General features: G+C 62.4%; 25 protein-coding genes. 15 read left to right on the top strand and 10 right to left on the bottom strand.

Features of this window, described 5'->3' with window-relative positions; genetic code table 11:
• Positions 1 to 35: 35 nt before the first annotated feature.
• The 8 genes from NLM33_RS11650 to NLM33_RS11685 all read left to right on the top strand — a co-directional run bounded on the left by NLM33_RS11650 (position 36) and on the right by NLM33_RS11685 (position 7,006).
• Entirely contained in the window at positions 36 to 731 is a 696-nt protein-coding gene (locus NLM33_RS11650) for a GntR family transcriptional regulator (RefSeq protein ID WP_254105754.1), read from the top strand.
• A gap of 74 nt (positions 732 to 805) precedes the next feature.
• A complete protein-coding gene (oxc, locus tag NLM33_RS11655; protein ID WP_254096186.1) occupies positions 806 to 2,539 on the top strand; it encodes an oxalyl-CoA decarboxylase in 1,734 nt (577 codons plus the stop codon).
• A gap of 63 nt (positions 2,540 to 2,602) precedes the next feature.
• The gene (gene frc, locus NLM33_RS11660) at positions 2,603 to 3,880 is read left to right on the top strand and encodes a formyl-CoA transferase (protein WP_254096187.1); all 1,278 of its coding nucleotides are present in this window, start codon (positions 2,603 to 2,605) and stop codon (positions 3,878 to 3,880) included.
• Positions 3,881 to 3,976: 96 nt separating this feature from the next.
• On the top strand, positions 3,977 to 4,360 hold the full coding sequence (locus NLM33_RS11665) for a hypothetical protein (protein ID WP_254096188.1): 384 nt from the start codon (positions 3,977 to 3,979) through the stop codon (positions 4,358 to 4,360).
• A 603-nt stretch (positions 4,361 to 4,963) separates the two neighbouring features.
• Complete coding sequence (locus tag NLM33_RS11670; protein ID WP_371929935.1) at positions 4,964 to 5,266, top strand: type II toxin-antitoxin system HigB family toxin; 303 nt, start codon at positions 4,964 to 4,966, stop codon at positions 5,264 to 5,266.
• Positions 5,266 to 5,649, top strand: a complete 384-nt coding sequence (locus NLM33_RS11675; RefSeq protein WP_254096189.1) for a type II toxin-antitoxin system HigA family antitoxin — start codon at positions 5,266 to 5,268, stop codon at positions 5,647 to 5,649. The genes NLM33_RS11670 and NLM33_RS11675 overlap by 1 nt, the downstream gene beginning before the upstream one ends.
• Positions 5,650 to 5,971: 322 nt before the next feature.
• Complete coding sequence (locus NLM33_RS11680; protein WP_254105757.1) at positions 5,972 to 6,370, top strand: VOC family protein; 399 nt, start codon at positions 5,972 to 5,974, stop codon at positions 6,368 to 6,370.
• Between the two features lie 192 nt (positions 6,371 to 6,562).
• Positions 6,563 to 7,006, top strand: a complete 444-nt coding sequence (locus NLM33_RS11685) for an SRPBCC family protein (protein ID WP_254096190.1) — start codon at positions 6,563 to 6,565, stop codon at positions 7,004 to 7,006.
• Between the two features lie 24 nt (positions 7,007 to 7,030).
• Here NLM33_RS11685 and NLM33_RS11690 read toward each other — a convergent pair whose 3' ends face one another.
• From NLM33_RS11690 to NLM33_RS11700, 3 genes are all read right to left on the bottom strand, one after another.
• Positions 7,031 to 7,519, bottom strand: a complete 489-nt coding sequence (locus NLM33_RS11690; RefSeq protein WP_254096191.1) for a flavin reductase family protein — start codon at positions 7,517 to 7,519, stop codon at positions 7,031 to 7,033.
• Between the two features lie 5 nt (positions 7,520 to 7,524).
• On the bottom strand, positions 7,525 to 9,114 hold the full coding sequence (locus NLM33_RS11695; RefSeq protein ID WP_254096192.1) for a 4-hydroxyphenylacetate 3-hydroxylase N-terminal domain-containing protein: 1,590 nt from the start codon (positions 9,112 to 9,114) through the stop codon (positions 7,525 to 7,527).
• Positions 9,115 to 9,229: 115 nt separating this feature from the next.
• Positions 9,230 to 10,060 (bottom strand): IclR family transcriptional regulator C-terminal domain-containing protein, encoded by an 831-nt coding sequence (locus NLM33_RS11700; RefSeq protein ID WP_254096193.1) that lies wholly within the window; start codon positions 10,058 to 10,060, stop codon positions 9,230 to 9,232.
• A gap of 138 nt (positions 10,061 to 10,198) precedes the next feature.
• On the opposite strand from NLM33_RS11700, the gene NLM33_RS11705 reads away from it, so the two are divergent.
• The 6 genes from NLM33_RS11705 to NLM33_RS11730 all read left to right on the top strand — a co-directional run bounded on the left by NLM33_RS11705 (position 10,199) and on the right by NLM33_RS11730 (position 16,979).
• Complete coding sequence (locus NLM33_RS11705) at positions 10,199 to 11,527, top strand: ABC transporter substrate-binding protein (protein ID WP_254096194.1); 1,329 nt, start codon at positions 10,199 to 10,201, stop codon at positions 11,525 to 11,527.
• 19 nt (positions 11,528 to 11,546) lie between these two features.
• Positions 11,547 to 12,266, top strand: a complete 720-nt coding sequence (locus tag NLM33_RS11710; RefSeq protein ID WP_254105759.1) for an ABC transporter ATP-binding protein — start codon at positions 11,547 to 11,549, stop codon at positions 12,264 to 12,266.
• Positions 12,267 to 12,269: 3 nt separating this feature from the next.
• On the top strand, positions 12,270 to 12,968 hold the full coding sequence (locus tag NLM33_RS11715) for an ABC transporter ATP-binding protein (protein WP_254096195.1): 699 nt from the start codon (positions 12,270 to 12,272) through the stop codon (positions 12,966 to 12,968).
• A gap of 7 nt (positions 12,969 to 12,975) precedes the next feature.
• Positions 12,976 to 13,842, top strand: a complete 867-nt coding sequence (locus NLM33_RS11720; protein WP_254096196.1) for a branched-chain amino acid ABC transporter permease — start codon at positions 12,976 to 12,978, stop codon at positions 13,840 to 13,842.
• Positions 13,843 to 13,848: 6 nt separating this feature from the next.
• Positions 13,849 to 14,934: a branched-chain amino acid ABC transporter permease gene (locus tag NLM33_RS11725; RefSeq protein WP_254096197.1), complete on the top strand. Its 1,086-nt coding sequence runs from the start codon at positions 13,849 to 13,851 to the stop codon at positions 14,932 to 14,934.
• Between the two features lie 248 nt (positions 14,935 to 15,182).
• Positions 15,183 to 16,979, top strand: a complete 1,797-nt coding sequence (locus NLM33_RS11730; RefSeq protein WP_254096198.1) for an NAD(P)/FAD-dependent oxidoreductase — start codon at positions 15,183 to 15,185, stop codon at positions 16,977 to 16,979.
• Positions 16,980 to 17,063: 84 nt separating this feature from the next.
• On the opposite strand, the gene NLM33_RS11735 is transcribed toward NLM33_RS11730, so the two are convergent.
• The 5 genes from NLM33_RS11735 to NLM33_RS11755 all read right to left on the bottom strand — a co-directional run bounded on the left by NLM33_RS11735 (position 17,064) and on the right by NLM33_RS11755 (position 21,167).
• Complete coding sequence (locus NLM33_RS11735) at positions 17,064 to 18,389, bottom strand: Hsp70 family protein (protein ID WP_254096199.1); 1,326 nt, start codon at positions 18,387 to 18,389, stop codon at positions 17,064 to 17,066.
• A 91-nt stretch (positions 18,390 to 18,480) separates the two neighbouring features.
• Positions 18,481 to 19,377, bottom strand: a complete 897-nt coding sequence (locus NLM33_RS11740) for a hypothetical protein (RefSeq protein WP_254096200.1) — start codon at positions 19,375 to 19,377, stop codon at positions 18,481 to 18,483.
• Positions 19,378 to 19,391: 14 nt separating this feature from the next.
• A complete protein-coding gene (locus NLM33_RS11745) occupies positions 19,392 to 20,138 on the bottom strand; it encodes a sulfite exporter TauE/SafE family protein (RefSeq protein ID WP_254096201.1) in 747 nt (248 codons plus the stop codon).
• 73 nt (positions 20,139 to 20,211) lie between these two features.
• The gene (locus NLM33_RS11750; protein ID WP_254096202.1) at positions 20,212 to 20,904 is read right to left on the bottom strand and encodes a glutathione S-transferase family protein; all 693 of its coding nucleotides are present in this window, start codon (positions 20,902 to 20,904) and stop codon (positions 20,212 to 20,214) included.
• A gap of 38 nt (positions 20,905 to 20,942) precedes the next feature.
• Positions 20,943 to 21,167, bottom strand: coding sequence for a DUF1127 domain-containing protein (locus NLM33_RS11755; protein ID WP_254096203.1), 225 nt, complete (start codon positions 21,165 to 21,167; stop codon positions 20,943 to 20,945).
• 122 nt (positions 21,168 to 21,289) lie between these two features.
• Between NLM33_RS11755 and NLM33_RS11760 the strand changes: the two genes are divergently transcribed.
• A complete protein-coding gene (locus NLM33_RS11760; protein WP_254096204.1) occupies positions 21,290 to 22,207 on the top strand; it encodes a transcriptional regulator GcvA in 918 nt (305 codons plus the stop codon).
• Positions 22,208 to 22,351: 144 nt separating this feature from the next.
• Here NLM33_RS11760 and NLM33_RS11765 read toward each other — a convergent pair whose 3' ends face one another.
• On the bottom strand, positions 22,352 to 23,353 hold the full coding sequence (locus NLM33_RS11765; RefSeq protein WP_254096205.1) for a YncE family protein: 1,002 nt from the start codon (positions 23,351 to 23,353) through the stop codon (positions 22,352 to 22,354).
• Between the two features lie 75 nt (positions 23,354 to 23,428).
• Entirely contained in the window at positions 23,429 to 24,025 is a 597-nt protein-coding gene (locus NLM33_RS11770) for a superoxide dismutase (protein ID WP_254096206.1), read from the bottom strand.
• Positions 24,026 to 24,056: the final 31 nt, after the last annotated feature.

The following is a 24,056-nucleotide window of genomic DNA, read 5'->3' on the forward strand; positions in this document are numbered from 1 at the left end:
GATTCGTCGTGAAGCAAATCAAGGCGTCGCCCAACATGGCCGAGGCAGATCTCGCAATCGTCCGTATTGCCCCGGAGAGCAGCTTCAAGAACAAGGCGTATGACGCCTTGAAGGAAGCGATCCTCAAGATGGACATCTATTCGACGCCCGAGCCGGTGATGCTGGACGAGCGCGCGCTGTCCGAACGCCTGGGCGTCAGCCGCACGCCGATCCGCGAAGCGATCGCGATGCTCGAGCAGGACGGTTTCGTGAAGACGGTGCCGCGCCGGGGCATCATGGTGGTGCGCAGGACCAAAAGCGAGATCGTCGACATGATCCGTGCCTGGGCGGCGCTCGAGAGCATGGCGGCGCGCCTGATCACCACGACCGCGCGCAAGAAGGACATCTCGGCGCTGCGCGACTACTTCAAGGATTTCGGCAAGGATCGCCTGCCCGAGGATCACATCGAGGAATATTCGCGCGCCAACATCGCCTTTCATCAGGCGCTGATCTCGCTGTCGGAGTCGCCGATCCTCGTCGACCTCACCAACGATCTGCTCTTGCACGTGCGCGGCTACCGGCAACTGACGATCGGACGGAAGGATCGCACCGCGACCTCGCTGCCCGAGCATCTCGGCATGATCGAAGCGCTGGAAGCGCGCGACACCGAGCTCGCCGAGAAGCGCGCCCGCGATCACACCCTTGGCCTTGCGGCTTACGTCGAAGCGCATGGCCAGGAACTTTTTAGCTAGCAACTTCACCACAAGGGCGAACCATTCGCCCCCAAAGCCTAAAACGGCACCTTAAGACCAGGGAGACAAGGCCCATGCTGAATACCGCGACCAAGTCCGAAGCACCGGGCACCGAGCAGGAGTTGACGGATGGCTTCCATCTCGTCATCGACGCGCTCAAGCTGAACGGCATCAACACCATTTATAATGTGCCGGGCATCCCGATCACGGATTTGGGCCGCATGGCGCAGGCCGAGGGCATCCGCGTGATCTCCTTCCGCCACGAGCAGAACGCCGGCTACGCGGCCGGCATCGCAGGATTTCTCACCAAGAAGCCCGGCGTCTGTCTCACCGTTTCGGCGCCCGGCTTCCTCAACGGACTCACTGCGCTGGCTCACGCCACCACCAACTGCTACCCGATGATCCTGATCTCGGGCTCCTCCGAGCGCGAGATCGTCGATCTCCAGCAGGGCGACTATGAGGAGATGGACCAGCTCGCGATCGCAAAGCCGCTGTGCAAGGCGGCCTATCGCGTGCTGCACGCCCAGGACATCGGCATTGGTCTGGCCCGCGCCATCCGCGCCGCAGTCTCGGGCCGTCCCGGCGGCGTCTATCTCGACCTGCCGGCAAAGCTGTTCGGCCAGGTGATGAACGCCGATGCCGGCCAGAAGTCGCTGGTCAAGGTGATCGATGCTGCGCCTGCGCAGATCCCCTCGCCTGCTTCGGTGAAGCGCGCGCTCGACGTTTTGAAGAGCGCAAAACGTCCCCTCATCATCCTCGGCAAGGGCGCGGCCTACGCGCAGGCCGACGAAGAGATCAAGAATTTCGTCGAGAAGAGTGGCGTACCGTTCCTGCCGATGAGCATGGCCAAGGGCCTCTTGCCCGACACCCATCCGCAATGCGCCGGCGCCGCCCGCTCGACGGTGCTGAAAGAGTCCGACGTCGTCCTGTTGATCGGCGCCCGGCTCAACTGGCTGCTCTCGCACGGCAAGGGCAAGAGCTGGGGCGAAGCGCCCAAGAAGTTCATCCAGGTCGACATCGAGCCGAGGGAGATGGACTCCAACGTCGAGATCGTCGCGCCCGTCGTCGGCGACATCGGCTCCGTCGTCTCCGCCTTCAACCAGGCGATGGGCGCGGGCTGGACCGCGCCGCCGGCCGAATGGACCAAGGCTATCGTGACCAAGCGTGAAGAGAACGTCGCCAAGATGGCGCCGAAGCTCATGAACAACAAGTCGCCGATGGATTACCACGGCGCGCTCGGCGTGCTGAAGAACGTCATCAAGGAGCATCCCGACGCGATCCTCGTCAACGAGGGCGCCAACACGCTCGACCTCGCCCGCGGCGTCATCGACATGTACAAGCCGCGCAAGCGTCTCGACGTCGGCACCTGGGGCGTGATGGGCATCGGCATGGGCCAGGCGATTGCGGCTGCGCTCGAGACCGGCAACCCCGTGCTCGCGGTGGAAGGCGACTCGGCCTTCGGCTTCTCCGGCATGGAGGTCGAGACCATCTGCCGCTACAATTTGCCGATCTGCGTCGTCATCTTCAACAATGACGGCATCTATCGCGGCACCGACGTCAACAGCGCCAATTCCGATCCCGCGACCACCGTGTTCGTCAAGGGCGCGCGCTACGACAAGATGATGGAAGCCTTCGGCGGCGTCGGCGTGAACGCCACCTCGCCGGACGAATTGAAGCGCGCCGTCAACGAGGCGATCGCTTCGGGCAAGCCGACGCTGATCAACGCGGTGATCGATCCGGCCGCGGGCTCGGAGAGCGGCCGCATCGGCAATCTCAATCCGCAGAGCGTTTTGCAGAAGAAGAAGTAAGTCCTCCCCTTCAACCCATTATCCCTGCGGGTGCAGGGGCAGACAGAGTACGGAGCAAACACGATGACCAAGGCGCTCACGGGCGTTCGCATTCTCGACTTCACCCACGTCCAGTCGGGGCCGACCTGCACGCAATTGCTGGCATGGTTCGGCGCCGATGTGATCAAGGTGGAACGTCCCGGTGTCGGTGACATCACCCGCGGCCAGCTGCAGGACATCCCCAACGTGGACAGCCTGTATTTCACCATGCTGAACCACAACAAGCGCTCGATCACGCTCGACACCAAGAACCCCAAGGGCAAGGAGGTTCTCACCGAGTTGATCAAGAAGTGCGACATCCTGGTGGAAAACTTCGGCCCCGGCGTGCTCGACCGCATGGGCTTCCCCTGGGAGAAGATCCACAGCCTCAACCCAAGGATGATCGTCGCCTCGATCAAGGGCTTTGGTCCCGGACCGTACGAGGACTGCAAGGTCTATGAGAACGTCGCGCAGTGCACCGGTGGCGCCGCCTCCACCACCGGCTTCCGCGACGGCCTGCCGCTCGTCACCGGCGCGCAGATCGGTGACACCGGCACCGGCCTGCATCTCGCGATCGGCATCCTGGCCGCGCTGCACCAGCGCACCACGACCGGCAAGGGCCAGAAGGTCACCGCCGCGATGCAAGACGGCGTGCTCAACCTCGCCCGCGTCAAACTGCGCGACCAGCAGCGCCTCGCCCATGGTCCGCTGAAGGAATACAGCCAGTTCGGCGAAGGCATTCCGTTCGGCGATGCCGTGCCGCGCGCCGGCAACGATTCCGGCGGCGGCCAACCCGGCCGCATCCTGAAGTGCAAGGGCTGGGAGACCGATCCCAACGCCTACATCTACTTCATCACCCAGGCCCCGGTCTGGGAGAAGATCTGCGACGTGATCGGCGAGCCGACCTGGAAGACCGATCCGAACTATTCCAAGCCGGCCGTCCGCCTGCCACGCCTCAACGAGATTTTTGCGCGCATCGAACAGTGGACGATGACGATGACCAAGTTCGAGGCGATGGAGATCCTCAACAAGGACGACATCCCCTGCGGCCCGATCCTGTCGATGAAGGAGATCGCCGAGGACCAGTCGCTGCGCGCCACCGGCACCGTGGTCGAGGTCGACCACCCCACCCGCGGCAAGTACATCTCGGTCGGCAACCCGATCAAGCTGTCGGACTCACCGAGCGACGTGCAGCGTTCGCCGCTGCTCGGCGAGCACACCGACGAGATCCTGCGCAGTGTGCTCGGCTTCAGCGATCACCAGGTGGCCGACATCCACAAGTCCGGCGCACTCGATCCGCCGCAGAAGCAGGCCGCGGAGTAAGCGGAACGACCGACCAGAGAAAACGCAAGGCCGCCGGTTTCGGCGGCCTTTTTGTTTGCGGAAGCAACCAATGCTCGACCCTCGCGAAGACCGCCGATGCTGCCCGCGCGCCATGCGCATTCCAGCGAAACACGATCGCTAGAGGTCCCCGCCTCCCAGAAGCTTCTTGCCGGCGGCCGCCTGGGACATCGCATCTCTGCAAGACTCGCCAAGCTCTGCAATGTGCGATTTGATGCATTTCCTGACGCCGCCGGTACCGGGCGCAATACCGGCACACAGTTTCGCGACATCGGCTTTGCAGGTCTTTCCGGTCACAGCCACCGTGAGCAGGCGGTCCTGGCAGGCCTCCGACACATCGTTCAAATGAGACTTTATGCAAGCCTTGATCCGGCCCTCACCGGGTCGAATGCCCGCGCACAGCGTCTTGATGTCACCGGCGCAAGGCGGGCCTGCCTGCTGCGCCACCGCGATGGAATCTGACAGCAGCAGCGCTATCACTATGACGAGTCCGGATCGGATTCCTGCCATTTTGATGCCCTCGGCCCGGATAATATCATATCCGAATACGGCCGTCCTTTCTGCATGCGAAGGCGGTGCTCTCCCCGGCTCCGACTAAAATCTGAAAAACAACCCCATGCAAAGTAGCCGTCAAGTGCAGGTGAGAAATTTATGATTTTACGAAAAAACTTGACACGTCGGGCAAATCAGTGGCATTCTGCCATCATCCCACACTTCGGAAAAAGCGGATGTTCTGACTGGCGAAGAGCAGGCCATGGTCGTCGAGGGATGGTCATTGTCTCAGCCACAGTCATCCTGAGCCGAATTCCTCGCCAACGGCAGTCGGTAAGCTTGCCGACGATGGCGCGGTTGGAGCGCGTGACGTATCGCCCATCTCACTAAACGAGACATTGCAGAATTCGCTAGGCCCTTCCTAAGATGGCGAGAGAAGCTCGCCCGTATTGGACGGCTGGAACCGGAAAAGCCTTCAAGAATCGCAAAAAAGGTCGCGTACGGGGCCGTACGAGCCAAAACTTAGTTCCCGCCTTGGGAATTCTTGAATTGATCCCATACTGGGAACATGCTATGGCGATAAACGTAATAGCTAGGAAGGCACTCAAAGACTTTTGGGAGCGATACCCAGATGCCGAGAAACCCCTTAGCGCTTGGTACCAGATCGCTTCCAAGGGAAACTGGAGTTCCCCTGCAGACTTGAAGAAGGCGTTTGGAAACAATGTGGACTTCGTCGGAGATAATAGGGCCATCTTCGATATAGGTGGAAATAAGTACCGCCTGATTGTTCACTTTGCCTACCAATACAAAAGCGCTCTCATCAAGTTTGTCGGCACTCACGAAGAATATGACGGTATAGATGCGGAGACGGTGTGATGATGGACGTTCGACCTCTCCATAACGAACAGGACTACAACTGGGCGATTGGCGAGGTAACTCGCTATTTCGAGGCTCAGCCCGCAGTCGGCACGCCCGAGAGCGACAGGTTTGAGGTGCTCACAACTCTCATCCGAGAGTATGAAGACACACACTATGAAATGCCCCACGTCGATCCAGTACAGGTCCTAGAGTTCGCGATTGAATCAATGGGAAAAACTCAGGCAGGCCTGAGCGAACTCATTGGACGGAATCGCGCGTCTGAAATACTGAACCGCATCCGCCCGCTGACGCTCGATATGATCCGAAAGATCAGTGCAGAATGGAATATTCCCATTGAACTGCTGACTCCACAGTACGCAATGGCTAGGGCTTACGCGTAGCTTCCGACCGCTTTTGCTTTTTTCTTAGCCCTTGGCTTTTCTTTCAGTGGCTCATGCGGGCTTTTAGGCGCGGAAGGGCGGCCTGTTCAGGCGGCACGTTTTTATGTGTGCTCCCTCTCGCACTCGCGGGCTGCCACAAAATTCGAAAAACAACCGCTATGCAAAGTAGCTAGTGCTCATCGGCATAGGCCTTGCGGATCTTACCAAATCGCGGGCAGCGCTGCATCGATTCTGGATCGCTGCTGACAGCATGCTGTCAGCAGGACGGCGTTATGGGTCAAGCGTCGCACGAAGCGGCAAGGGACCTACAGGAGATAGTGCTGTGAGATTTGCTTCGACACGTCTGATCGCTGCCGACATCAAGACGCTTGTCGCCTTTTATGAGAATGTGACCGGCAAGACGGCCGAGTGGCTGGCGCCTGTCTTCGCCGAAATCGTCACGCCTTCGGCAGCGCTCGCTTTCGGTGGCGTCGAGACAGTGGCGCTATTCAAGGAAGGGAGCGCAGAGCCTGCCGCCAACCGCACCGCCATTATCGAGCTCCAGGTCGATGACGTGGAAGCCGAATTTGCGAGGTTGAAAGACCACGTGGAGGTGGTGCATGAGCCGAAGATGATGCCCTGGGGAAATTGCGCGGCGCAGTTCCGCGATCCCGAAGGAACGCTCGTGAGCCTTTACACGCCCGTCAGCGACGCTGCCAAAAAACGGTTTGGATCGCGATGAATCGAGCCGAGGAAGGATGATGCCGAGCCGCCATCCTTTCTCGGTGAGGCCGTTGCATACGGGCTGGCCCTTTATCGGCTGACGCAACAAAATCTGAAAGTCATGTCGGGCCGCCCACGTCTCGTTCGTCCTCGGTGCATGAATGGGCAACGGACACTCCGCGTCGGCCCCATCAATTCATGAGGAACAACCATGCCTAGCACCGTCCGCCTGCACCGCGTTCTCGCGACCAGCCCCGAGAAGATCTATCGCGCCTTCCTCGAGGCAGACGCGCTGGCGAAATGGCTTCCGCCCAATGGCTTTACCTGCACCGTGCATCATTTGGAGCCGAAGGTCGGCGGCACATTCAGAATGTCGTTCCGGAACTTCACGACCGGCAACAGCCACGCGTTTGGCGGCGAATATCTCGAGTTCATCCCGGGCGAACGCCTGCGCTACACCGACAGATTCGACGATCCCAACCTGCCGGGCGAGATTCAGGTGACCGTGATCTTGAAGAAAGTATCTGTCGGCACCGAGCTGGATATCACGCAGGCAGGCATTCCGGACGTCATTCCGCCCGAGGCCTGCTATCTCGGCTGGCAGGAGTCGCTACGGAACCTTGCGCGGCTCGTCGAGCCCGAGATCAATCAGTAGCGCGGCCGGTGAAGGCGACGGCGTTCAACCCCGCTGAAAGCTCCCGTAGCTGCCCTTGTGAAACACCAGCGGGCTGCACGCAGATTCGTCGCCCGACAGCACCTCGCCGAGAATGATGTCGTGGTCGCCGGCCTTGTGGATGGTGGCCACGCGGCAGCAGAGCCGGGCCGCGGCGCCTTGCAGCAGCGGCAGTCCATCGGCGCTGAATACCACTGCCAGATCCTCGAACCTGTTCTTCACTTGCCCTGTGAAGCGGTGCGACAAATCAGACTGATGCTGGCCCAGAATATTCACCGAGAACAGGCCGCGCTGCCGGATCGCCATTCCGGTCGCGCTGCCCTCGTTCGTGCAGAATAAGAGCATGCAGGGATCGAGCGACACCGACGTCAGCGAGTTGATCGTCGCGCCGAACAGCTCGCCGTTCCATTCGGTCGCGATGACGGCGACGCCGGTCGGAAATGTTCCCATTACCGACCGGAAGCGTTTGGAATCGATGGCGGCGCTGCTCAGCATCGATCTCACTTTCGCAGCATGTGATAGCTGAGCTCGCCGGGATCGGTGAGGTCGGGCACCTTCCAGCCGTCGAGGTCGTATTCGGCCATGCAGTCCTCGGCAAAGCCCTTGAAGCGGTCGGCGTTGCCCGAAGCCTGCGCGCCGAACAGGCAGTAGCGGCGGATCTCCTCGGTCGAACCACCGTAGTTGATTTCGTAGAGCTCGTGGCGTCCGCCGAACTCGCTGCCAAGGCAGTCCCACAACAGCTTGAGCAATTTCACGCGCTCCTCGGCCTTGTAGCCGTTGGAGCCGCGCAAGTAGCGATCGAGATAGGGACGGATCTCGCCGTTCTTGAAATCGCTGGCATGGCTGTTGAGATAGATCAGGCCGGAGGCGACCGTCTGCTCGATCAGATATTTCACCTTGGTGTAGGCCATGGTGGCGATGATCTGATAGGCGTTGCCGGGGTCCATGTTGGGCAGCACATAGTCGCCGATCCACGGTTTTGGATCGCGCACCATTGCATCCGACAGGCTCCAGAACAGATTGCGCCAAGCAATCACTTCGCCGACATTGGCCTGCACGCCGCGATAATCCTTTGTGCCGGCCGCCTCCGTCGCCTTGAGCAAGAGCCCGCTGATGAAGTCGAGCTTCACCGCAAGCCGCGTGCAGCCATGCACGACGAAGCGCGGCAGGAAGCCGGTGCGCGGGAAGAAATTGTTCGCCTTGTCGATGTCGCCATAGACGAAGACGTTCTCCCAGGGCACCAGCACCTTGTCCATGATGAGCACGGCGTCGTTCTCGTCGAGCCGGCTCGAGATCGGATAGTCGAACGGGCTGCCCATCACGCTCGCGCTCATCTCGTAGGAGGTGCGGCAGATGAATTTCACGCCGGGCGCATTCGTCGGCACCATGAACACGACGGCGAACTTCTTGTCCTGCAGCGGAATGAGGCCGTGATGCGCGACGAAGGTGTAGTTCGTCAGCACCGATCCCGTCGCCACCACCTTGGCGCCGGAGACGACGATGCCGGCATCGGTCTCCTTCTCGACATGGCAGCAGACGTCGGCCACTTCACTCGGCGGACGATCGCGATCGACCGGCGGATGGATGATCGCGTGGTTGATGAAGGGCACGCGCTCCTGGCTGAACTTGTACCAGCGCTTGGCGTTGTCCTGGTACGGCTCATAGAAATCCGAGTTCGCGCCCAACGTTGCGAGAAACGCGGCCTTGTAGTCCGGCGCCCTGCCCATCCAGCCATAGGTGATCTTCGCCCATTCGGCGATTGCGTTCCGACCGGCGAGAAGATCGTCCATCGTCTTCGGCGCCTTGAAGAAGGCGTGCGTCACCCCGCCATTGCCGGTTTCGGTCGGCAGCAGCAGCTTGTCCTTGCGCTTGTCGTCGTGGAGCGCGTCGTAGAGACGGGCGACCATGCGCGCGGTGTTGCGGAAGGCCGGATGCTTGGTGACGTCCTTCACCCGCTCGCCATAGATGTAGACGGCGCGATCGTCGCGCAGCGAGTCCAGATATTCCGCGCCTGTTTGCGGACGCGTGACTTTGACGTTGCCGGTGTGCTCCGGCGGAATTGCCACCGCTGCCTGCGCCTTGCCTGCCATCGCGCGATCTCCCCTCTGAAATCTGATATGTTCGATAATCGAACTAGTGTCCGTATTTCGAACTTGACGCGACGATACGGCCGGCCCGCCGCGATGGCAAGAGCCGGACGCGTCCTCAGACGGTCATCGAGGAGACCTGCTCGCTGATGCGATTGAGCTCGGGCAGGAAATGCTCGCGCATTTCATTGCGGGTCGTTCGTGTCGAATGCGTCGACAGGTTGATGGCGCCGACGACCTGGCCGCTGCGATCGAGCACCGGCACCGCGATCGCGCGCAGGCCGCGCTCGAGCTCCTCGTCGACGATGGAAAATTTTTGGGCGCGGTCGGCACGGATGCGGTCGAACAGCGCCTGAAGATCGGTGATGGTCTGCGGCGTATAGGCCTCGATCCGCTGCGACTTCAGCCGCCGCCAGATCTCGGCCTCGTCGAGATAGCCAAACATGACGCGGCCGAGCGCCGTGTGCAACGCCGGCAACCGGCTGCCGACCGACAGCGCCGCCGACATGATGCGCCTTGCGGGGACGCGCGCGACATAGACGATGTCGCTATCTTGCAGGATCGCGGCCGAGCAGGATTCGCCGAGGCGCTCGCTGAGCTCGCGCATCAGGGGCAGCGCGCGATCGATCCAGCTCTGCGTCGACAGGTACGCGAAGCCGAGATCGAGGATCTGCGGCGACAGCGCAAACGTCCGGCCGTCCTGCACGACGTAACCGAGCTGGGTGAGCGTGCGCAGCACGCGCCGCGCGGTGGCCCGCGAGAGATCGGCGACCACGGCCGCTTCCGACAGCGTCATGGTCGGCCGCTGACGGCCGAACGCGCCGAGCACCGCCAGGCCCTTGGCGAGCGTCGTCATGAACTCCTTGTCGTCGGGCTCGCCCTTGTGATGCCCGGGCTCGCCCTTGCGATGCCCGGGATCGCCCTTGTGGCGCTCGGATGCTTGCGTCATGACGCGGCCTGTTGACTCCATCTGGGCGCTGGCGGAAACTGGTCGAATTACGAACTAATGTTCGAATATCGAACGCCGGCCCGTGTGTCAATCGATCCACGATGAGAATCCGGCGCATCCAGAGGGGAGGACGCGCAGATGACCTGCCGCAAGATCAGCTCGACCAACCGTCATTCCATCGACCGCCGCACGCTCCTGAAATACTCGGCCGCAACTGGCGCCGCGCTCTCGGTCGGACTGAAGTCGCCGGCGATCGCGCAGACCCGCGCGATCAAGCTCGGCTATGTCTCGCCGCTCACCGGTCCCCTCGCCGCCTTTGCGGAAGCCGACAATTTCATCCTCGCCAATTTCAAGGAGGCGACCAAGGCCGGCATCAAGCTCGGCAACGCCACCGTGCCGGTCGAGGTCGTGGTCAAGGACAGCCAGTCCAATCCGAACCGCGCCGCCGAGGTCGCCAAGGATCTCATCGTCCAGGACAAGGTCGATCTGATGCTGGTGGCTTCGACACCGGAGACCACCAATCCGGTCTCGACCCAATGCGAGATCGAGGAAGTGCCGTGCATCTCCACGGTTGCGCCGTGGCAGCCATGGTTCATCGGCCGTCAGGCCAATCCCGGCGGCGGACCGCCGACGTGGAAGGGCTTCAACTACACCTATCACTTCTTCTGGGGGCTCGAGGACATCATCGCCGTCTTCACCAACATGTGGAGCGAAGTCGCGACCAACAAATCGGTCGGCGGTCTGTTTCCCAATGACGGCGACGGCAACGCCTGGGGCGACAAGGTCGTCGGCTTCCCGCCGGTGCTCGAGAAAGGCGGCTACAAGCTCACTGATCCCGGCCGCTACCAGAATCTCACCGACAATTTTTCGGCGCAGATCGGCGCGTTCAAGGCGGCCAATTGCGAGATCATCACCGGCGTGGTGCTGCCGCCTGACTTCACCACCTTCTGGAAGCAGGCGCTCCAGCAAGGCTTCAAGCCCAAGGTTGCTTCCGTCGGCAAGGCGATCCTGTTCCCCGTTGCCGTCGAGGCGCTCGGCAAGGACGGTCACAACCTGTCCTCGGAAGTGTGGTGGACGCCGAACCATCCGTTCAAATCCTCGCTCACGGGCATGAGCGCGAGGGATCTCGCCACGGCCTATGAGGGCGCGACCAAGAAGCAATGGACGCAGCCGATCGGCTTCGTCCACGCGCTGTTCGAGGTCGCGGTCGATGTCCTGAAGCGCGCGCCCGATCGCGACGGCAAGGCGATCGCCACGACGATCGCCGCGACCAATCTCGACACCGTCGTCGGCAAGGTGCAGTGGGGATCTGCGAACCTGCCGCCCTTTGCCGCCAGGAACGTCGCCAAGACGCCGCTCGTCGGCGGCCAGTGGCGGTTCAAGGACGGCAAGTACGACATCGTCGTCACCGACAACCGGACGGCGCCGGCGATTCCCGTCGGCGGCAAGATGGAGCCGATCGCCTGATCGCGCGGCGCGTAGACGGATCATGCTGCTGGAAGTCGCGGGGCTGAAGAAAAGCTTCGGATCGATCGTCGTCGCCGACGATCTCGATCTGGCGATTGCGCCTGGTGAAGCCGTCGGCATCATCGGGCCGAACGGCGCGGGCAAGACCACGCTGTTCAACCTGATCGCCGGCGGCCTGTCGCCGAGCGCCGGCCACATCCGCTTCGACGGCAGCGACCTCGCCGGGCTGCCGCCCCAAGGCCGCTGCCACGCCGGCATCGGCCGCACCTATCAAATCCCGCAGCCGTTCGAAAATCTCACCGTGTTCGAAAACCTGCTCGTCGGTGCGGTCCATGGCCGCCGCAAGACGGAAGCCGAGGCCGCGCAATCCTGCGGCGATATCCTCGACCAGCTTGGGCTGCTCAAGCGCGCCAATACGCTCGCGGGCGCATTGACGCTGCTCGAGCGCAAGCGGCTGGAAATGGCGCGCGCGCTTGCGACGGCGCCAAAACTTCTGCTGCTCGACGAGATCGCCGGCGGCTTGTCCGAGGGCGAATGCGCCGAGCTCGTCGCGACCATCGGCGACATCCGCAAGACCGGCGTTGCGATCCTGTGGATCGAGCACGTCGTGCATGCGCTGTTTGCCGTGATCGACCGCCTGATCGTGCTCAATTTCGGGCGCAAGATCGCGGAAGGCGCGCCGAAAGAGGTCATGCAACGGCCTGACGTGCATCAGATCTATATCGGCATCGAGGCGTGAGGCATGCCGCTGCTGAGGACACAGAAGCTCACCGCCTTCTATGGCGACTTCCAGGCGCTGTACGGCGTCGACACCAGCCTCGAGGCGAGCGAGACCATTGCGATCATCGGCGCGAACGGCGCAGGCAAGTCGACCTTCCTGAAGGCGATCGCGGGCCTCATCCCCGGTCCCGCCGACAGCGTGCTGCTCGATGGCCTGCCGATCGGTGCGAAGCGCGCTGCCGATATCGTCAAGCTCGGCGTTGCGCTGGTGCCGGAAGGGCGGCGGCTGTTTCCCTCGCTCACCGTGGAGGAAAATCTCCTGATCGGCGGCTACGGCCGCAAGCTCGCCGGCCCCTGGACGCTCGACCGCGTCTACGCCCTCTTCCCGGTGTTGAAGGAGCGGCGCAGTTCGGCCGCGCCGATCCTGTCGGGCGGCCAGCAACAGATGGCCGCGATCGGCCGCGCCCTGATGTCCAACCCCCGCGTGCTGCTGTGCGACGAGATCAGCCTCGGGCTTGCGCCCATCATCATCGCCGACATTTACGCAGCCCTGCCGCAGATCAAGGCCGAAGGCACCAGCGTCGTGCTGGTCGAGCAGGACATTGTGCAGGCGATGAAGGCCGCCGATCGCGTCTACTGCTTCCAGGAGGGCCGCGTCTCGCTCGAGGGCCGTCCCGGCGCGCTCTCGCGCGATCAGATCCACCGCGCTTATTTTGGTTGATGCCATGATGGGGTTCCTCGACGCGATCATCCAGGGCATCTTGCTCGGCGGCCTATACGCCCTGTTCGCCACCGGGCTTTCGCTGATGTTCGGCGTGATGCGGTTGGTCAATCTCGCCCATGGCGACCTCATCGTGCTCGCAGCCTTTGCCATTTTCGTGGTGGCCGAGAAGCTTGGGCTCGATCCCTTCGTTGCGGTCGTTGTCGCAGCTCCGATCCTGTTTGTGATCGGCTTTGCGCTTCAGCACGTGTTGTTGAACCGCGCGCTCGGACGCGACCTCCTGCCGCCGCTGCTGGTCACCTTCGGCCTGTCGATCATCATCCAGAACGGGCTGTTGCAGATGTTCTCCGCCGACAGCCGCCGCCTCAACTCCGGCGCCATCGAGACGGCGTCGGTCTCGCTCGGCGGTGACATCGCGGTAGGCGTCGTGCCACTGCTGACGCTGGCATCCGCGATCGTCGTAATCGTGCTCCTCAACGTCATCTTCTATCGCACCGCGATCGGCCGCGCCTTCCGCGCCACCTCCGACGATCTCGACGTTGCGCAGCTCATGGGGATCGACGTCAACCGCACCTTTGCGATCGCGATGGGCATCGCCTTCGTCGTGATCGCGATCGCGGCGCTCTATCTGGGCCTGCGGGCCAATTTCGATCCCACCATCGGTCCGGCGCGACTGCTCTATGCCTTCGAGGCCGTGATCATCGGCGGGCTCGGCAGCTTCTGGGGCACGCTGGCAGGCGGCGTCGTGCTCGGCCTCGCCCAGACCATCGGCGCGCGGATCGATCCGGAATGGCAGATCCTGTCGGGCCACCTCGCCTTCCTCGTGGTGCTGGCAATCCGGCCGCGCGGCCTGTTTCCCCGCGCGGTCGATTGAGGAGCCATGAAGATGGATGCCGGCGCAGCGAGGCCAAGGCGGGTGTTTCGCATCCAGACCGCAGACCGCCTCTCGCACCGTGCGGCGATCGCCGCCTGCATCGCGCTGCTCATGCTGGTGCTGCTGCCGGTCTTCGCCGGCCGCAATCTCATCCAGGACCTGATCTTCCTGTTCTACATGCTGGCGCTGGCGCAATGCTGGAACCTGCTCGCGGGCTATGCCGGCCTGATCTCGGTCGGCCAGCAGGCCTTCGTTGGCCTCGGCGGCTATGTCCTGTTCGCGCTGACGCTGATCGGCGGCGTCAATCCGCTGCTCGCGATTCCCGTTGCGGGCATCGTGTCGGCGGCGCTGGCCTTGCCGACCGCGCTGATCGTGTTCCGGCTGCGCGGCGCCTATTTCGCGATCGGCACGTGGGTCGTGGCCGAGGTCTATCGCCTGGTTTTCGCGCAAGTGAAGGCGCTCGGCGGCGGCACCGGAACCTCGCTCTCGCCATCCGTCACCTCCTCCGTGCCCGGCATCGAATGGATCAAGGCGCTGCTCGATGTGCGGACGCCGGCGGCCCGCGACATTGCCTCCTACTGGCTGGCACTGGCCTTGATGGCCGGCACGCTCGCCTTCGTCTATCTCGTGCTGCGCTCGCGCCGCGGCCTTGCGCTGGGCGCGATCCGCGACCGCGAGGCCGCCGCCGCGAGCCTCGGCGTCGATATCGACCGCATCAAGCTCGCCGTCTACGTCGCGACTGCCGCGATGACCGGCATGGTCGGCGCGCTGATCTATCTTCAGAAGGCGCGCATCTCGCCGGACGCCGCCTTCTCGGTGCTCGACTGGACCGCCTACGTCCTCTTCATCGTCGTCATCGGTGGCATCGGCACGATGGAAGGCCCTGTCATCGGCGCGATCATCTTCTACCTGATGCAACGTTATCTCGCTGATTTCGGCGCCTGGTATCTGATCCTGCTGGGCACGCTCGGCATCCTCGTCATGCTGTTCGCGCCGCGCGGCCTCTGGGGCCTCGTCTGCGAACGTTACGACCTGACGCTATTCCCGACGCGGCGCCGGCTGGTGGTGGACGAGGATAGCAGTCAGGGATGACGCCGGCGTCCGACATGGCGACGGCTAGTTTGTTGTTCGGCCTGGACCAATTCCGGACTCATGCACCGCAACGAATAGAGCTCTCATTCTACCACCGCGTCGGTCGGCAGAGCGGCATTGTTGCAAGCGAACGCTGAGAACGCCGAAGCCGACCGGGAACCCTGCCCCCAGTCTGGATTCCCGCGATATTTGGGGTAAGGTTACGCCGCCTGCGCAGAAAAATTGCAAACGACATCCGGGAGGAAGTGATGCTCGACACCACGCTTAGCGCGCGCGTACAGGTTTTCCTCGACAAGTTTGAAGCCGCGCTGGCGGCGGGCGAACTCGACACCGCCGTGGGAATGTTCGCTCCGGAATGCTACTGGCGCGACCTTGTTGCCTTCACCTGGAACATCAAGACCATGGAAGGCCGCGACCAGATCCGCGACATGCTCGCGCATTGCCTCGCGCAAGCGAAGCCACACAACTGGAAAATCGCCGAGGGTGAAACGCCAACCGAGGCTGGCGGTGTGACCGAGTCCTGGATCTCGTTCGAGACCGAGGTCGGGCGCGGATATGGACTCATCCGACTGCAGAACGGTCAGATCTGGACGCTGTTGACGACGATGGCCGAACTCAAGGGCCATGAGGAAAAGGCCGGCTTCAGCCGACCGCTCGGCGCCAGGCACGGCGTCAATCCCGGCGCCAAGACCTGGAAGGAACTGCGCGACGAGGAAGTCGAGCAACTCGGCTTCAAGACCCAGCCCTACGTGCTTGTCATCGGCGGCGGACAGGGCGGCATTGCGCTCGGGGCGCGGCTGCGCCAGCTCGGAGTGCCGACGATCATCGCCGAGAAAAACGCACGCCCCGGCGATTCCTGGCGCAACCGCTACAAGTCGCTCTGCCTTCACGACCCCGTCTGGTACGATCATCTGCCCTATATCGATTTCCCCAAGAACTGGCCTGTGTTCTCGCCCAAGGACAAGATCGGCGATTGGCTGGAAATGTACACCAAGGTCATGGAGCTGAACTACTGGACGAACACCACGGCCAAGCACGCCGGCTGGGACGACACCAAGAAGGAATGGATGGTCGTCGTCGAACGTGATGGCAAGGAGATCACGCTGCGGCCCAAGCAACTTGTGTTCGCAACCGGCATGTCGGCCAAGCCGAACATGCCGAAAATCAAAGGCATGGAAAACTTCAAAGGCGAGCAACACCATTCCTCACGCCATCCCGGCTCGGACGCCTGCAAAGGCAAGAAGGTGGTGGTGATCGGCTCGAACAATTCGGCCCATGACATCTGCGCTGCGCTGTACGAGGCCGGCGTCGACGTAACGATGGTGCAGCGCTCGACGACGCACATTGTGCGCTCGGATTCGCTGATGGAGACACTCGGCGATCTCTACTCCGAACGTGCCGTCCGCAGCGGAATGACCACGGCAAAGGCCGATCTGATCTTCGCCTCCCTGCCCTACCGGATCTTGAATCAGTTTCAAAAGCCGGTCTACGACAAGATCCGCCAGGACGACGCCGCCTTCTATGCCGGGCTGGAGAAGGCCGGCTTCAGGCTCGACTTCGGTGACGACGATTCCGGGCTATTCATGAAGTATCTGCGCCGCGGCTCGGGCTATTACATCGACGTCGGCGCCTCGCAGCTCATCATTGACGGCAAGATCAAACTGTTCGCTGGACAGGTCGAGGAAATCACGCCCAACGGCGTCAGGCTTGATAACGGCAAGGAATTGCCGGCGGACGTGATCGTCTATGCCACCGGCTACAGCTCGATGAATGGCTTTGTCGCCGATCTCGTGAGTCGGGAAATGGCCGACAAAGTCGGCAAGGTCTGGGGCCTCGGCTCGAATACGACAAAGGATCCCGGCCCATGGGAAGGTGAACAGCGCAACATGTGGAAGCCGACGCAGCAGGAAGGACTATGGTTCCACGGTGGCAACCTGCATCAGTCGCGCCATTACTCGCAATTCCTCTCCCTGCAGTTGAAGGCGCGCTACGAGAGCATCCCGACGCCGGTCTATGGCCTGCAGACTGTCCACCACAAGGGCTGAAATTGCCGGGTGCACAGTGGGGCTCGCCGATCGCGAGCCCCATTCCGTTTCCGGAAGCTCCGCACGACGAGAGCCAATGAAGGATCAACCTATGCCAGCAAGCCCGCCGCTGGCGGCCCAGCGGTCCGGGTCAGGACTGTGTCCGATCAGAGCGAGGCCATAGGCGATCGACTCGAACTGGTCTCCCGACATCAGCCGCTCGTTGCCGAACCGCTCGGCAAACAGCCGCCGGACGGCGGGCACGAAGGAAGTCCCGCCGGTCAGGAACACCTTCTCCACCTCGCGCGCGGTGATGCCGGCCTCGCCCAGCACCTTGTCGACCGTAGCGCCGAGCCGGGCGATATCGTCGGCAATCCAGGCTTCGAAATTCTTCCGTGTGATGGTCGAGCCGATGTCGACCCCGCCGCCCTTGAAGCGAAAGTCCACCTGGTCGTTGGCCGACAGCGCGACCTTGGCATCCGACACCGCGCGGTACAGCGAAAAGCCGAGGTCGAGGTCGACGATGGTGATGAAATCCTCAAGCAGAGCCGGCTTCAGCGCGGTACGCGAAAGCTCCCGGAGCTCACGCAGATCGCCGTTGCTCTTCATCATCGCGAGCTGATGCCAGCGCGCGAGGTTGGTGTAGTGGCCGCTGGGGACCGGTAGCACCTTGTCAAACGACCGGAAGCTGGAGCCTTTTCCCAACCGCGGCGAGACGACGTGATCGACGATGCGGTAATCGAACGTGTCACCCGCAATCCCGATGCCGGCGTGGCCGAGCGGCTCGGCGCGCAAGCTGCCGCCTGCTTTCGAAAAACGCATCACGGAGAAATCGCTGGTGCCGCCGCCGAAATCCGCAACCAAGACAGTGGAATCGCGCTCCAGCCGGCGGGCGAAGGAGAACGCTGCTCCCACGGGCTCGTAGACGTAGCGCGCGTGGCCGGCGCCGAGGCGTTCGAATGCAGCCCGATAGCGCTGCATCGCCAGCCCTTCGTCTGGATTGCCGCCGGCAAAGCGCACGGGGCGGCCAACCACGATGTTTGCCGCCTCGAAGCCGAATTTGTCGCCGCCATGGCGCGCCAGCGTCCGCAGGAACGCCGCCAAAATATCCTCGAATTTGTAGCGCTGCCGGAACACCTGGGTGGAATTGAAGCTGCTGCTGGCAGCGAAGGTCTTGAACGACTGGAGGAAGCGGTAGACGTGGCGTCCTTCGAGAAACTGTTCGATCGCCCACGGGCCGCCTTCAGCCTGGGCTCCGCTTCCCGGCCGGTCCTCCCAGAAGCACAGGGCCGATACGTAGACGCTGTGGCGTTGCCCGCCATGATCGAAGCGGATGGCCTCGACCCGGCGGTCGTCCGCCGCGAGCGCGACGACCGTGTTGCTGGTCCCAAAATCGATGCCGATCGAGACGGCGGGCGAGGCGCTCGACATGAACCACTCTGACAGATGCTTGGAAAAGGGGGCAGACCACTAGCGGCTTTGAATTGCCCTGACAAGGCCCCGGTCCACCACTGAAATGCCATCATCCGTCGGCCAACACCAGAACCCCGCCGTGGCGAGGCGAAATCACGTAGAGCTGATTGGGCACGACCAACGCGGTCGTGTGCGCCCCCTCGCCGGTCCTGGTCTGTCCTCTCGCCCCTGTCTTCGGATCGATCGTCTCGATCACACCGGGCTCGCCGATCGCCACGTGGACACGGCCGGTGGCCGGATTGAAGAACGTCACGTCGGGCGGGCCTGCGATCGGCCAGACGTTGGTCACCTTTCCGGCGGTGCTATCGACCTCGACCAGCTCGCCGTCGTCGCAGGCCGCGTAAAGCCGATGGCTGATATGATCGATGTCGAGACCGTGTGCTCCGCCGGACGGCAACGGCCAATGCACGACGTCGCCGAGATCTGGCAGCCGGGCCGATAGGATCATCGAGGGCTCGCGAATGCAGAGAAACACACGCTCGGCGGCGGCATCGGTGACGCACCAGCGCGGCCGGCCCGGCAGATCGATCGCGCGCTGCGTGACGTCCTTCAGATCGATGCATTGCAGCGTCGGCACCTGCTCCGCATCACCGATGCAGGCGGCGATTCCGATCCCCTTGCGCTTGACGATCGCCGCGCCGTTCGGACGTGGCCCCGACGGGAAGACGCCCTTGATGTCGTAAGTCGCAGCATCCAGCCAGGATATCGTGGCTGCGCCGCGATTGGTGGTCAGGATCTCGCCGCCATCAGCGACCGCGCCTGCAACGCCCGGAAAGCCCGGAAGCGCTGCGATGTGCGTGTGCGTATCGTGATCGATCACCTCGATGCGATCGCGCGCAGTGTGGGCGATGAAGACGCGGCGGGTCTTCGGATCGAACGCGGCGTGATCGAAGTCGCTGTTCGATCCGTCGGGGATGGCGATGACGCCAAGGGGGTTCAACGGCATGGTGTCCTCACGGGTTAGTGGACGGAAAACGGCAGCACCGAGATGATCAGCGACAGTCCCGCGAACAGCAGGAGCACCAGCACCGTCTTGCGGAAGGTTTCATCGTCGATCTTTCCGAACAGGCGGAAGCCCGACCAAAGGCCGGCGACCATGAACGGCACGCCCAGCGCGTACAGCACAAGCGTATCCCTGGTGATGGTGCCGGCGGCGGCCTGGGACAGCGAGATGACCACGAAGGCCACGAACAGCACCGGCTGAAACACGGCACGCTGTACGTCCTTCGGCCAGCCGCGCCATTGGCAAGAGATCGTCGAGATGATGCCGCCAAGCCCTGTCAGGCCGCCGAGCAGTCCGTTGGAGATGCCGATCGCGATGTCGGCCCCGGTGCCGATCTTCATCGGAGCGAACACCGGCCGCGTGAGGCCATAGATCGCATAGAGTATCAGCAGAACCCCGACGCCGGACCGCAGGTGGGCCGGGTTGAGGTAGGCGAGAATGCTGACGCCGATCGGGATTCCGATCACGGTGCCGAGCGCGAGCGGCCAGGCTTTCTTGAGATCGAGCACATGCCGCAGCTTGACGATGCCGTAGCCTTGCGTGAGCAGGCCGTAGCCCGCGATCAGCGTGGCGGTCTGCATCGGCGTGATGATGTGCAGCCAGACGCCGGATACGACGAGGCCCATGGCGAAGCCGGAGAATCCACTGACGAAGCCGCCGACGAGCGCGGCAAGCGCAAACAGCGCGAAGACAAGTCCATCCATAGGGTCACCTCCCAACGCTGCTTCGAAATCTCCTGATCCAGAAACTCGGGAGCCGAGCCGACGATGTGACGCATCAATATTTCGGCCGGTGCGAATTGGCCCATTCGCGGGCATGATCAATCGGGGCACGAGGTGGTAGAATTGCCCGCAACTTCTTCGTGGTGGGCAGGCTTTCCATTCGCTCGCGCCACCGGCAGAAGGCAGGGAACTGCGGATACATCTTGCGCCCCTCCTCGGTCAGGCTAAACGCGAAGGTACTCGGCAGGATGAAGAAATCCGCGAGCGTGATCTCGGCACCGAGCAGATAGTCCTGCCCATGCGATAGCTCGCGCTCCAGGACGCCGAGCCCAAGCTCGACCTTTGGCAGCGCGTGCGCCACGACCTCTTCATCGGCTGCGATGCCGAGCTCGGGGAAGACGAGCCGTTCGTGCGTCACATGATAGATCATGTAGGGGTAGTAGTAGGAATTGACCGCGCTGATCCACTGGTTCATGCGGGCACGGTCACGGACGTCCTGCGGCGTCAACCGCGGCCCGGCAAACGCCTCGTCGATATAGGAGGCGATAGCGCTGGTCTCGTAGACCGTAAAACCACCGTGCTCCAGGATCGGTACGCGGTTGAACGGGTGCAACGCCAGATGCTCCGGCTTGCCCATCACCGTTTCAAGGTCACGAAAGGTATACGGCACGTCCTTGTGCGTCAGCACAAGCCTAACGATGTTGACGTAGGTGCTTCGCGGAAAACCATATACAATCGGATCGGACATTGTAGTTTCCTCTCGCTCGATAGGCGGTTGATCAGAGGTCACCGCCAAAACGGCTTGTCGGCTTCTTGCAGTGCCTGCTCACGAGTCACGCCGATGTCCGAGAGCAGATGGGGGTCATCAGCGAGATCGCGGAGCGCCTTGCGCTGTCTATGCCGCGCCCGCATAAGGCAAAATCGGCGCCAGCCCAGGCTGACGCGCGTGCCCCAGTTTTCCTGATGAAGTAGCGGACCATGGCGGGCCGCACGAATAGTCAAGGTTGGCATCGACAGGCTCCAAAATTCGTGAAATTCTAGTCTAGAGCCTTTCAATAGTTCCGCTGGCAGACTGACGGCAAACCATACTTTCTCGTCCCTGCCCTAGTTTAACTTATGAAGTTGGTCGCACGATGCGCCCGCGCCTGCCGCCTCTCAACAACCTGAAAGCGTTCGAAGCCGCCGCACGGCACGAAAGCTTCACGCGCGCTGCCGAGGAACTCTGTGTTACGCAAGGTGCGGTAAGCCAGCAGGTCAAGGCGCTCGAACAAGGGCTCGGGCTCAAGCTGTTCAATCGTGAACGCCAGCGTCTGGTCATCACGGAAGCGGGACGCGACTATCTCACGGTCGTGCGCGATGCCCTGGACCGGATTGCAGTTGGCACAGAGCGACTTCTCCAGCGTCAGAACGCCGGTGTCCTGACCGTCAGCACCTCGCCCGACTTCGCCGCCAAATGGCTCGTGCACCGGCTCGGTCATTTTGCCGAAGCCCATTCCGGCATCGACCTCCGCGTCTCGGCAACGCTGCATCATGTGGACTTCGCACGCGAGGACGTCGACCTTGCCGTCCGGCACGGCGACGGCAACTGGCCGGGGTTCGATACCGTCCAGTTGAGCGGCGAGCGGCTTTTTGCGGTTTGCAGCCCGAAGCTGCTTTTGGGACGTCGCGGGCTCAGCAAGCCCACAGGCATTCTGAAGTATCCTCTGATCCATCTGGACAGCCGGGCGGATTGGACGCACTGGCTGCGGGAGGCCGGAATCGATGAGAGCGCGGTCACGCATGGACCGCTTCTCAACCGGGCGAGCATGGTCATCGATGCCGCTATCGATGGGCAGGGCATTGCGCTGGCGCGAACGACCTTGGCCGCATGGGATCTGATCAACGGCCGCTTGATACGCCCCTTTCCGAATTCGCTTCCATTGTCGAAGACGTATTGGATTGTGTGTCCCAAAGCGACGTCGAACGTGCCGAAGATCGTGACGTTCCGAAACTGGCTGTTGGCGGAAGCGGCAGAGGATGCACGCCGCCTCAGATCGGCTCTTCGGCGATAAGGGGCGAAAGCCTTGGGTCATCTGTTCGGACCCGCCTCGGCCTAGCCGATTCCGCTTGTCGCGCTGCGGCTCTGCAAGGCCCTTCGGGACCTGTGTAAACGTCGACTACGCCCGGACATGCCGAACTCCCGACTGTGTGCTTCTTCAAGCTACCGGCCTGAATATCCAGATCGCCGCAGGCCCGGCGAAACTCTCTCGGACGGCCACGATCAGCCGATCCATCTCCGGAATGAACAGCGATGTTCGCGCCCCGGCCACGGTCGGAACGCGTGAGATTCTTTGGTACGCCACGCCATTCGCCTCGAGCACGTCGACATAACCCTGACCACAGCTGACATAGACACGCTTGCGCCTGGCATCGACGAAGAGATCGTCGACGTCTCCACAGGTGTCGGCGGTCCCGATGGACTTGCCGTCGGCAAGCTCCAAGACGCCGAGCCCGGGTGGACTGCGAAACGCCACGAGAAGCCGATTTCGCTCGCGGTCGATGGCCATCGCATAGTTTCCGCCCCTATCCACCGGCCAGCTGGTAAGCTGCTTTCCGGATTTTCCGTCCACCACGGCCACTGCGCGAACATTGGGAAGGTTGACGAAAATTCGATTCGTATCGGGATCGGGCTGGAAGCTCTCCGGGTGCGCCTTCAATGGCGTGTTCTGGACCTTGTTGCGGGTCGTAACGTCGAGGTATGCCAAAGCGCCGTCGCCGTAGCCGACAATGACCCGTTGGGCTGCGGCATCGATGCGGATATTGTCGGCGTCACTTCCAAGTTCGATTTGCCCCTTCGCCTTGTAGTCGTTGCCATCGAACACCTTGACCGAACCATCGCGGGCATTGGCTACAAAGAGCATGTCAGTCGACGGCTCATAGGCAACGCCTTGCGGCTCGTTCAAACCGGATATCGTGTGTATCACGCTGCGACTAGCGAGATCGACGACACCGACGCTGTCGTTGCCCAGTTCGGCTACGAACAATCGCTGTCGCTTCAGGTCGACCGCCATGTGATCGATCCGCCCACGCACGTGGCCAAGCAGTATCTTGGCCTCGAGTTGCAAGGGGCTGTTCTCTTCCGGCCGGGCAGACGTCGCGGCGCCGCTCAGCACGATGCCGGCCAACGCCACTGCCAACTTCCGGAGCCAATGGGACATCACCGCCGCCTTGTTTCGGCGCATGCCACCTGGATTTTACGGTCGGGTCCTCTTTGCTTGTTCACGCGTCTCTCCTCAGGTTTCCCTCGCGTATCGTTCGTAGAGCCTGGCGGCGTTGTCCCAGCGAATGGCCTCCATGTAGACGTCGACGTAGCGGGCCGCCGCCGCACCGAAATCCATGTGATAGGCGTGCTCATACATATCGAGCACCAGTACCGGGCGACCGCCGGCGAGCGTCGTCGTATGATCGGCGGCCCATTGGTTGATGAGCCGCCTGTCGCGAGGTGAATAGGAAAGTATCACCCAACCCGAACCACCCCCTTCTGCCTTGCCCATCGCCGCGAATTCCGTCCGCCAGCGCTCCACGCTGCCGAAGTCGCGCGCAATCGCGTCGGCGAGCGCGCCGCTCGGCCCACCCGCGCCACCGAGGCCGTCGAAGTAGACCTCGTGCAGAATCATCGAGTTCGACGCGATCAGCTCTTCGCGCTTCAGGCCGTTGATGACAAAGTTCGGCGCCTTGGCGAAGTCGAGCTCGGCGAGCTGCGTGCCGATCGCGTTGAGCCGCTTCACCGCGCCGACGTAGTTGTTCTCGTAGTGGCTCACGAGTACCTTTTCAGAGATACCGCTGATCGACTTTGGATCGAACGGCATCGGTTTGGCCTGGTAAGACATTGCAGTAGCTCCTGTATGTTATCGCGTCCCG

Source organism: Bradyrhizobium sp. CCGUVB1N3 (assembly GCF_024199925.1).
Taxonomy (GTDB): domain Bacteria; phylum Pseudomonadota; class Alphaproteobacteria; order Rhizobiales; family Xanthobacteraceae; genus Bradyrhizobium.

What these genes read in the sequence shown, in the direction of transcription:
- NLM33_RS11765 (WP_254096205.1), bottom strand. Translation starts at nt 23,353, where the DNA reads ATGTCCCATTGGCTCCGGAAGTTGGCAGTGGCGTTGGCCGGCATCGTG.
- NLM33_RS11685 (WP_254096190.1), top strand. Translation starts at nt 6,563, where the DNA reads ATGCCTAGCACCGTCCGCCTGCACCGCGTTCTCGCGACCAGCCCCGAG.
- oxc (WP_254096186.1), top strand. Translation starts at nt 806, where the DNA reads ATGCTGAATACCGCGACCAAGTCCGAAGCACCGGGCACCGAGCAGGAG.
- NLM33_RS11735 (WP_254096199.1), bottom strand. Translation starts at nt 18,389, where the DNA reads ATGTCGAGCGCCTCGCCCGCCGTCTCGATCGGCATCGATTTTGGGACC.
- NLM33_RS11740 (WP_254096200.1), bottom strand. Translation starts at nt 19,377, where the DNA reads ATGCCGTTGAACCCCCTTGGCGTCATCGCCATCCCCGACGGATCGAAC.
- NLM33_RS11725 (WP_254096197.1), top strand. Translation starts at nt 13,849, where the DNA reads ATGAAGATGGATGCCGGCGCAGCGAGGCCAAGGCGGGTGTTTCGCATC.
- NLM33_RS11670 (WP_371929935.1), top strand. Translation starts at nt 4,964, where the DNA reads ATGGCGATAAACGTAATAGCTAGGAAGGCACTCAAAGACTTTTGGGAG.
- NLM33_RS11730 (WP_254096198.1), top strand. Translation starts at nt 15,183, where the DNA reads ATGCTCGACACCACGCTTAGCGCGCGCGTACAGGTTTTCCTCGACAAG.
- NLM33_RS11700 (WP_254096193.1), bottom strand. Translation starts at nt 10,060, where the DNA reads ATGACGCAAGCATCCGAGCGCCACAAGGGCGATCCCGGGCATCGCAAG.
- NLM33_RS11690 (WP_254096191.1), bottom strand. Translation starts at nt 7,519, where the DNA reads ATGCTGAGCAGCGCCGCCATCGATTCCAAACGCTTCCGGTCGGTAATG.
- NLM33_RS11760 (WP_254096204.1), top strand. Translation starts at nt 21,290, where the DNA reads ATGCGCCCGCGCCTGCCGCCTCTCAACAACCTGAAAGCGTTCGAAGCC.
- NLM33_RS11755 (WP_254096203.1), bottom strand. Translation starts at nt 21,167, where the DNA reads ATGCCAACCTTGACTATTCGTGCGGCCCGCCATGGTCCGCTACTTCAT.
- frc (WP_254096187.1), top strand. Translation starts at nt 2,603, where the DNA reads ATGACCAAGGCGCTCACGGGCGTTCGCATTCTCGACTTCACCCACGTC.
- NLM33_RS11650 (WP_254105754.1), top strand. Translation starts at nt 36, where the DNA reads ATGGCCGAGGCAGATCTCGCAATCGTCCGTATTGCCCCGGAGAGCAGC.
- NLM33_RS11770 (WP_254096206.1), bottom strand. Translation starts at nt 24,025, where the DNA reads ATGTCTTACCAGGCCAAACCGATGCCGTTCGATCCAAAGTCGATCAGC.
- NLM33_RS11675 (WP_254096189.1), top strand. Translation starts at nt 5,266, where the DNA reads ATGATGGACGTTCGACCTCTCCATAACGAACAGGACTACAACTGGGCG.
- NLM33_RS11745 (WP_254096201.1), bottom strand. Translation starts at nt 20,138, where the DNA reads ATGGATGGACTTGTCTTCGCGCTGTTTGCGCTTGCCGCGCTCGTCGGC.
- NLM33_RS11665 (WP_254096188.1), top strand. Translation starts at nt 3,977, where the DNA reads ATGCTGCCCGCGCGCCATGCGCATTCCAGCGAAACACGATCGCTAGAG.
- NLM33_RS11695 (WP_254096192.1), bottom strand. Translation starts at nt 9,114, where the DNA reads ATGGCAGGCAAGGCGCAGGCAGCGGTGGCAATTCCGCCGGAGCACACC.
- NLM33_RS11720 (WP_254096196.1), top strand. Translation starts at nt 12,976, where the DNA reads ATGGGGTTCCTCGACGCGATCATCCAGGGCATCTTGCTCGGCGGCCTA.
- NLM33_RS11705 (WP_254096194.1), top strand. Translation starts at nt 10,199, where the DNA reads ATGACCTGCCGCAAGATCAGCTCGACCAACCGTCATTCCATCGACCGC.
- NLM33_RS11715 (WP_254096195.1), top strand. Translation starts at nt 12,270, where the DNA reads ATGCCGCTGCTGAGGACACAGAAGCTCACCGCCTTCTATGGCGACTTC.
- NLM33_RS11750 (WP_254096202.1), bottom strand. Translation starts at nt 20,904, where the DNA reads ATGTCCGATCCGATTGTATATGGTTTTCCGCGAAGCACCTACGTCAAC.